We start from the raw sequence: 8,410 nt of genomic DNA, 5'->3' as shown, positions 1-8,410 counted from the left end.
TGGGCCAAGGCCCGCGGCGTGCAGGTCACCGCGGAGGTCACCCCGCACCACCTGCTGCTCACCGACGCCCTCGCCGAGACCTACGACCCGGTCTACAAGGTCAACCCGCCGCTGCGCACCGACGCCGACGTCGCCGCACTCCGGGCGGGGCTGGCCGACGGCACGATCGACGCCGTCGCCACCGACCACGCCCCGCACGCGGTGGAGGACAAGGAGAGCGAGTGGGCCGCCGCCCGCCCGGGGATGCTCGGGCTGGAGCAGGCGCTGTCGATCGTGGTGCAGACCATGGTCGAGCCGGGCCTGCTCGACTGGCGCGGCGTCGCCGACCGGATGTCGGTCCGCCCGGCGGCCATCGGCCGCCTGGAGACCCACGGCCGCCCGCTCGCCGTCGGCGAGCCGGCCAACCTGCTGCTGCTCGACCCTGCGCACCGGGCCACCGTCGACCCGGCCGCGCTGGCCAGCCGCAGCCGCAACAGCCCCTATGCCGGCCGGGAGCTCCCCGGCCGGGTGGTCGCCACGTTCCTGCGGGGCGTGGCCACCGTGCTCGACGGAAAGGCAGTCAAGTGACACAGGCGATCCTCGTGCTCGAGGACGGGCGGACGTTCCGCGGCGACTCCTACGGTGCGACCGGCACCACGGTCGGCGAGGCGGTGTTCTCCACCGGGATGACCGGCTACCAGGAGACGCTCACCGACCCCAGCTACGCCGGCCAGATCGTGGCGATGACCGCGCCGCACATCGGCAACACCGGCGTCAACGGCGAGGACGACGAGAGCCGCCGCATGTGGGTGGCCGGCTTCGTCGTCCGCGACCCCGCGCGGCGCCCGGCGAACTGGCGCGCCACCGGCAGCCTGGACGACGAGCTCGTGGCCCAGGGCGTCGTGGGCATCAGCGGCATCGACACCCGCGCGCTGACCCGGCACCTGCGCGACCGCGGCGCCATGCGCGCGGGCATCAGCACCGAGCTGGACCAGGCCGAGCTGCTGGCCCGGGTGACGGCGAGTGAGTCGATGACCGGCGCCGACCTGGCCCCGGGCGTCAGCGCCCGCGAGGCCTACGTCGTCCCGGCGGTGGGGGAGAAGCGGTTCACCGTCGCCGCGCTCGACCTCGGCATCAAGACCGCCACCCCGCGGTACCTGGCCGAGCTCGGCGTGGAGACCCACGTGCTGCCCGCGACCTCGACCGCCGAGCAGCTGCTCGAGGCCGGCATCGACGGTGTCTTCGTCTCCAACGGTCCCGGCGACCCGGCGGCGGCCGACTACGCGGTCGCCGCCGTCCGCGGGGTGCTGGAGGCCCGGCGTCCGCTGTTCGGCATCTGCTTCGGCAACCAGATCCTCGGCCGCGCGCTGGGGCTGGGCACCTACAAGCTGCGCTTCGGCCACCGCGGCCTCAACCAGCCGGTGCTCGACCGGGTCAGCGGCACCGTGCGGGTCACCAGCCACAACCACGGCTTCGCCGTCGACGCCCCGCTCGACCGCCCCACCGACACCCCGTTCGGCCCGGTCGAGGTCAGCCACGTGGGCCTCAACGACCAGGTGGTCGAGGGCCTGCGGCTGCTGGACGCCCCGGCGTTCAGCGTGCAGTTCCACCCTGAGGCCGCGGCCGGCCCGCACGACGCCAACCCGCTCTTCGGCCGGTTCGTCGACCTGATGGCGGCCGAGCGCGAGCGCGGAGAAGCGGTCAGCCCTCCGCTGACCGTGCAGGACACCACCGGCGAGAAGGGGGCCTGAGATGCCCAAGCGGACAGATCTGAAGCACGTCCTGGTCATCGGCTCCGGCCCGATCGTCATCGGCCAGGCCAGCGAGTTCGACTACTCCGGCACCCAGGCCTGCCGGGTCCTCAAGGCCGAGGGGCTGCGGGTCAGCCTGGTCAACAGCAACCCGGCGACGATCATGACCGACCCCGAGGTCGCCGACGCCACCTACATCGAGCCGCTGACCCCGGAGTTCGTCGAGCGGGTCATCGCCAAGGAGCGCCCGGACGCCGTGCTGGCGACCCTCGGCGGGCAGACCGCGCTCAACATCGCCATCGGCCTGTTCGAGAACGGCGTGCTGGAGAAGTACGGCGTCCAGCTCATCGGCGCCGACGTCGAGGCGATCAACCGCGGGGAGGACCGGCAGCGGTTCAAGGACATCGTGCGCTCGATCGGCGCCGACGCCCCGCGCTCCACCGTCTGCGGCACCGTCGAGGAGGCGCTGGCCACCGCCGAGGAGGTCGGCTACCCGGTCGTCATCCGGCCCAGCTTCACCATGGGCGGGCTCGGCTCGGGCATCGCCACCGACGAGCCGATGCTGCGCCGGATGGCCGGGCACGGCCTGGCCGACTCCCCGGTGCACACCGTCCTCATCGAGGAGTCGGTGCTGGGCTGGAAGGAGTACGAGCTCGAGCTGATGCGCGACCGCAGCGACAACGTGGTGGTCATCTGCTCGATCGAGAACATCGACGCGATGGGCGTGCACACCGGTGACTCGGTGACCGTCGCCCCGGCGATGACCCTCACCGACCGCGAGTACCAGCAGATGCGCGACGTCGGCATCGCCGTGCTGCGCGAGGTCGGTGTGGAGACCGGCGGCTGCAACATCCAGTTCGCCGTCCACCCCGGGACCGGCCGCCTCGTCGTCATCGAGATGAACCCGCGGGTCTCCCGGTCGAGCGCTCTGGCGTCGAAGGCCACCGGTTTCCCGATCGCGAAGATCGCGGCCAAGCTGGCCATCGGCTACACCCTCGACGAGATCACCAACGACATCACCGGGGTCACCCCCGCCTCGTTCGAACCCTCGCTGGACTACGTGGTGGTGAAGATCCCGCGGTTCGCCTTCGAGAAGTTCCCGGGTGCGGACCCGCGGCTCACCACCACCATGAAGAGCGTCGGTGAGGTCATGGCCATGGGCCGCAACTTCACCGAGGCCCTCGGCAAGGCCATGCGCTCGACGGAGACGAAGGCCAGCGGCTTCTGGACCGACGAGGCAGAGCCGGCCGACGCCGTGACCCTGGTCGAGAAGCTGCGCACCCCGGTCGACGGCCGGCTCTACACCGCCCAGCGGGCGCTGGCCGCCGGCGCGACGGTCGCCGAGGTGTCGGCGGCCAGCGGCTACGACGAGTGGTTCGTCGACCAGATCGCCATGGTCAACGAGATCGGCGAGCAGGTCCGCGCGGCCCCCTCACTGACCCCGGAGCTGCTGCGCCTGGCCAAGCGGCACGGGTTGAGCGACCGGCAGGTCGCCGCGCTGCGTCCCGAGCTCGCCGGTGAGGACGGCGTCCGGGTGCTGCGCTGGCGCCTCGGCATCCGGCCGGTCTACAAGACCGTGGACACCTGCGCCGCCGAGTTCGCCGCGAAGACCCCGTACCACTACTCCTCCTACGACGAGGAGAACGAGGTCGAGCCGCGCACCAAGGCGGCGGTGCTGATCCTGGGCTCCGGGCCCAACCGGATCGGGCAGGGCGTGGAGTTCGACTACTCCTGCGTGCACGCCGTCATGGCGCTGCAGGACGCCGGCTACGAGGCGGTGATGGTCAACTGCAACCCCGAGACCGTCTCCACCGACTACGACACGGCCGACCGGCTGTACTTCGAGCCGCTGACGTTCGAGGACGTGCTGGAGGTCGTCGAGGCCGAGCGCGCCGCCGGTCCGGTCGCCGGGGTCATCTGCACCCTCGGCGGGCAGACGCCGCTGGCGCTGGCGCAGCGCCTGAAGGACGCCGGCGTCCCGGTGCTGGGCACCTCGCCGGAGGCCATCGACGCCGCCGAGGACCGCGGGGAGTTCTCCCGGGTGCTGTCCGACACCGGGCTGCTCGCGCCCAAGCACGGCATGGCCACCACGTTCGCCCAGGCGCAGGAGATCGCCGCCACCATCGGCTACCCGGTGCTGGTGCGCCCCTCCTACGTGCTCGGCGGGCGCGGCATGGAGATCGTCTACGACGACGCCACGCTGGAGTCCTACATCCGCAAGGCCACCGACGTCAGCACCGACCACCCGGTGCTGGTCGACCGGTTCCTCGAGGACGCCATCGAGATCGACGTCGACGCCCTCTACGACGGCACCGACCTGTACCTGGGCGGGGTCATGGAGCACATCGAGGAGGCCGGCATCCACTCCGGCGACTCCGCGTGCGCGCTGCCCCCGATCACCCTGGGCGGGGCGGACCTGCTGAACATCCGCGCCGCCACCGAGGCCCTCGCCGCCCGGATCGGCGTCCGTGGGCTGATGAACGTGCAGTACGCGCTCAAGGACGACGTCCTCTACGTCCTGGAGGCCAACCCGCGGGCCAGCCGCACGGTGCCGTTCGTGTCCAAGGCGACCGCCGTCCAGCTGGCCAAGGCCGCGGCCCGGATCGCAGTGGGGGAGACGATCGCCTCGCTGCGCACCGCTGGCGTGCTCCCGCTGACCGGCGACGGCACCGACCTGCCCGTCGACGGGCCGATCTCGGTGAAGGAGGCCGTGCTGCCCTTCCACCGCTTCCGCACCGTCGAGGGCCAGGGCGTCGACACGATCCTGGGCCCGGAGATGAAGTCCACCGGTGAGGTGATGGGCATCGACGCGGAGTTCGGCACCGCGTTCGCCAAGTCCCAGGCCGCCGCCTACGGCGACCTGCCGACCTCGGGCACCGTGTTCGTGTCGCTGGCCAACCGGGACAAGCGGTCGGCGATCTTCCCGGTCAAGCGGCTGGCCGACCTGGGCTTCCGGGTGCTGGCCACCGTCGGCACCGCGCAGGTGCTGCGCCGCAACGGCGTGGCCTGCGAGGTCGTCGGCAAGTTCTCCGACGGCCCGGGCAACTGCGTGGAGCGGATCCAGTCCGGCGAGGTCGACCTGGTGGTCAACACCCCGTTCGGGACGCCGGGCAACGGCGGCCCGCGACTGGACGGCTACGAGATCCGCGCGGCCGCCGTCGGCATGGGCATCCCCTGCATCACCACCGTGCAGGGCATGGCGGCCACCGTGCAGGGCGTGGAGGCGCTGCGCCGCGGCGACCTGGGCGTGCGCAGCCTGCAGGAGCTGCACCAGGTGCTGGCCGACGCGCAGGCCGCCAAGGCGCTGGGGTGACCGATCCCTCCCGCGCGGGGGCAGAAGTGGCCACTCCTGCCCCCGGGGGGCCGGACGACGTCGTCGTGGCCGAGCTGCAGCGCGAGCTGGGCTCCGTCGGGCTGACCGGCTCCGTGCTCCGCGGCCTGGCTGCCGCCGCGGTCGCCCGGCTGGACGGCGCGGCCCACGCGGCCGCGCCGTCCTGGGCGACCGACGTGACCACCCGGCTCGACCAGGGCGGGCTGGACGCCGGCGACCTGCCCTCGCTGGTGCGGCTGCTGGCCACCACGGGTCAGCACCGGCTGCTGGCCCGCACCGGCGTGCGCTTCCCGGCCTACGCGCTGACCGACGACGTGGCCGGCGCGCGCGTCGGCCCGCCCGGTCCCCGGCTGCCGGTCCGCCCGCGGGCCGCCGGCAGCTGGGAGGTGCTCGGCCGCCGCCTCGGTTTCCCGATCGGGGTGCCGGCCTGCCCGATGACCGGCACCGCGGCGTGGGTGCAGTACCTGGCCGGCAACGGCTTCGACCTGCTGACCTACAAGACCGTCCGCAGCCGGGAGCACGCCGCCAACCCGTTCCCCAACTGGGCGTTCGTGCCCGGGGTGCGGGAGCCGTTCGGTCCCGGGGCGCCGCCGGTGGTCACCTCCGAGCCCTCGGACTGGGTGACCCCCGGCGACCCGGCGGTCACCAGCACCAACTCCTTCGGCGTCCCCTCGCCCGACCCGGCGGTGTGGACCGAGGACGTCGCCGCCGCCGTCCGCTGCCTGGCCGACGACCAGCTGCTGCTGGTCAGCGTCCTCGGTGAGGACGACGACGACGGGCCGGCGCAGCTGCAGGCCATCGCCGACGACTTCGCCCGCACCGCGCGGCTGGCCGAGGCCGCCGGCGCCCCGGTCGTGGAGCTGAACCTGAGCTGCCCGAACACGCTGGGCTCCGGCGGCGGTGTGCGGCCGCCGATCTGTCTGGACCCCGAGCTGACCACCGCGATCGTCGAGACCACCCGACGGGCGCTGTCGTCCAGCACGGGCCTGGTCGCCAAGCTCTCCTGGCTCGACGGCCCGGCCCTGGCCGGTCTGCTGCCGCGGATCGCGCCGCACCTGGACGGGGTGGCCGCCATCAACACCGTGCAGTGCGCGGTGCAGCGCGCCGACGGCACGCCCACCTTCCCCGGCCGCCCGCTGGCCGGGGTGTCCGGCCGCGCGGTGCGCGACCTGGCGCTGGAGTTCACCGCCCGGCTGCTGGAGCTGCGCGCGGCCGGCGGCCACCGCTTCGACGTCCTGGCGATGGGCGGGGTCACCGACCCGGCCAGTGCTGCGGCGCTGCTGGAGCTGGGCGCCGCCGGGGTGCAGAGCGCCACCGGCGCCTGGGCCGACCCCTACCTCGCCCGGGCCTGCGTCGAGGAGCTGGCATGACCACCCCCTTCGGCACCCGGCTGGCCGACGCCGTCGCCGCCCGTGGCCCGCTGTGCGTGGGCCTCGACCCGCACCGCGAGCTGCTGCTGGAGTGGGGCCTCACCGACGACGTCGACGGGCTGCGCCGGTTCACCGACCTGGTGGTCGAGGCCCTGGCAGGGCACGTCGCGGTCCTCAAGCCCCAGCTGGCCTTCTACGAACGGCACGGGTCGCGGGGCATGGCCGTGCTCGAGGACGCCGTCGCGTGGGCTCGGGCGGCCGGTGCGCTGGTGCTGCTGGACGCCAAGCGCGGTGACATCGGCTCGACCATGGCCGGCTACGCCGACTACCTGCGCCCGGGGCACCCGCTCGCCGTCGACGCGCTCACCGTGAGCCCCTATCTCGGACCGGACTCGCTGGAGCCTGCCCGCCGGACCGCCGAGCAGTGCGGCGGCGGGCTGTTCGTGCTCGCCCGCACCTCCAACCCGGACGCCGCGACCTTCCAGTCCGCGCTGGTGGGGGAGCGCAGCGTGGCCCAGACCGTGGTCGACACCGTCGGCCGGTGGAACGCCCCCGGCCGGCTGGTGGGGGACCCCGCATCCGACCCGGCCTCCTTCGCCGACCAGCAGGGCAGGTGGGGGGCGTTCACCGGCTCGCACGGCGTCGTCGTCGGCGCCACGCTGGCCGAGCTGGACGTCGACCTGTCCGGACTGCGCGGGCCCGTGCTCGCTCCGGGGCTCGGTGCGCAGGGCGGCTCGGTGGCCGACCTGCGCCGGCTGTTCGGCGACCGGGCCGTCGTCCCGTCGGTCTCCCGGGACGTGCTGCGGGCCGGGGCGGACGTCGCCGCCCTGCGCGCGGCCGCCGACCGGTGGACGGCCGAGCTCACCGCATGAGCCGCGCGGCGCGGTGGCCGGCCCCGGTCCTCGGGGCGCTGCTGTGCGCCGTCGGCGTCGGCGTGTTCTGGTGGACCAACGCCTCCTCGCCCGGGGTGGACGGCGGCTGGTTCGCCTACGTCCCGGTCGGGGAGGCCCCGCCGCAGCCCGACGGTGCCTACCAGAGCGAGCTGTCGATCGCCTTCGACGACGCTCCCTGGTCGGTGCTGTGGACCACCGGGCACCTGGTGGGCCTCGGGCTGGCGCTCGCCGGGCTGCTGGTGCTCAGCGGCTGGGGTGGCCGGCTGCTGGGCCGTCGTGCCGCCGGGCCCGCCCGGGTGGCGTGGGCGCTGGGCGCGGCGGGGGCGCTGCTCGTCGTCGGCGTCGTGCTCGCCCTCACCGCGGGCCCGGAGCCGGTGGTGACCTACTCGGGCTCCTACGAGCCGCTGGCGTGTCCTGACGCCACCGGCTGCGCCGCGGGCGGGACGCCGCTGCAGCTCGGCGCCGGCCAGCTCGTCGGGCTGGCGGCGGCGGCCCTCGGGTCGGCCGCGCTGGCCGCGGTGTGCGGCTGGGTGCTCGGGCGGGACCAGCGGACCGCCGTCCCGCCGCGACGTCTCGGCCCCGGGTGACCGGGGTGGTGGCCGGACGGCGGGTGGTGGCCTGGTCGGCCGTGGTGGCCGGTGCGCTGCTGGCCGTGCCGGGCCTCGTGCTGGTCTCGCGCCCACCCGCCGCCGTCCCGGAGCTCGTGTTCCTGTCGACCGAGCAGTACGACCAGCTCGTCACGGCGGGCTGGCTCGCCGACGCCGGCCGGGTCCTCATCGCCCTGGGCGCCCTGCTGGTCGCGGGGGCCGTCCCCTGGTTCCGGGGCCGCCCGCCGCGGGACCGGCGGGTGGGGGGCGCGGCCCTCGGGGCGGGCGCCGGCTTGGCCGTCCTCGGGGCCGCCCTGCTGGGTGCGTCCCGTGCGGCCGGGCGGGCCGTCGAGGGCGTCGTCCCAGCTCCCCTGACCGGGCCGGGGCAGTGGGCCGGGCTGGTCCTCGTGCTGGCCGGTGGCGCCCTGCTGGGCGCCGGTGTCCAGCGGGTGGCCGGGCGGTGACCGGCGCGCTGACCAGGGGTGACGGGACGGTCACC

The 8,410-nt window shown here is 74.7% G+C and carries 7 protein-coding genes; all 7 read left to right on the top strand.

The window, feature by feature from the left end:
- A partial coding sequence (locus GCU67_RS18685; RefSeq protein ID WP_476738956.1) for an amidohydrolase family protein occupies nucleotides 1-567 on the top strand: 567 nt, incomplete at its 5' end.
- Complete coding sequence (gene carA, locus GCU67_RS18680) at nucleotides 564-1,730, top strand: glutamine-hydrolyzing carbamoyl-phosphate synthase small subunit (RefSeq protein WP_163612854.1); 1,167 nt, start codon at nucleotides 564-566, stop codon at nucleotides 1,728-1,730. The genes GCU67_RS18685 and carA, both read left to right, overlap by 4 nt.
- Before the next feature lies 1 nt (nucleotide 1,731).
- Nucleotides 1,732-5,043 (top strand): carbamoyl-phosphate synthase large subunit, encoded by a 3,312-nt coding sequence (gene carB, locus GCU67_RS18675; RefSeq protein WP_163612853.1) that lies wholly within the window; start codon nucleotides 1,732-1,734, stop codon nucleotides 5,041-5,043.
- Nucleotides 5,040-6,431: a beta/alpha barrel domain-containing protein gene (locus tag GCU67_RS18670; RefSeq protein ID WP_338105149.1), complete on the top strand. Its 1,392-nt coding sequence runs from the start codon at nucleotides 5,040-5,042 to the stop codon at nucleotides 6,429-6,431. The genes carB and GCU67_RS18670 overlap by 4 nt, the downstream gene beginning before the upstream one ends.
- The gene (pyrF, locus tag GCU67_RS18665) at nucleotides 6,428-7,303 is read left to right on the top strand and encodes an orotidine-5'-phosphate decarboxylase (protein ID WP_163612852.1); all 876 of its coding nucleotides are present in this window, start codon (nucleotides 6,428-6,430) and stop codon (nucleotides 7,301-7,303) included. Before GCU67_RS18670 ends, pyrF begins: the two co-directional genes overlap by 4 nt.
- Entirely contained in the window at nucleotides 7,300-7,911 is a 612-nt protein-coding gene (locus tag GCU67_RS18660; RefSeq protein ID WP_163612851.1) for a hypothetical protein, read from the top strand. The genes pyrF and GCU67_RS18660 overlap by 4 nt, the downstream gene beginning before the upstream one ends.
- Nucleotides 7,908-8,375: a hypothetical protein gene (locus tag GCU67_RS18655; RefSeq protein WP_163612850.1), complete on the top strand. Its 468-nt coding sequence runs from the start codon at nucleotides 7,908-7,910 to the stop codon at nucleotides 8,373-8,375. The genes GCU67_RS18660 and GCU67_RS18655 overlap by 4 nt, the downstream gene beginning before the upstream one ends.
- Nucleotides 8,376-8,410: the final 35 nt, after the last annotated feature.

Origin of the sequence: Modestobacter muralis, assembly GCF_010682105.1 — a bacterium.
Classification (GTDB): Bacteria; Actinomycetota; Actinomycetes; order Mycobacteriales; family Geodermatophilaceae; genus Modestobacter; species Modestobacter muralis.
Note: the sequence above shows the minus strand (reverse complement) of the source record. Positions and strands in the feature narration are given on the sequence as shown.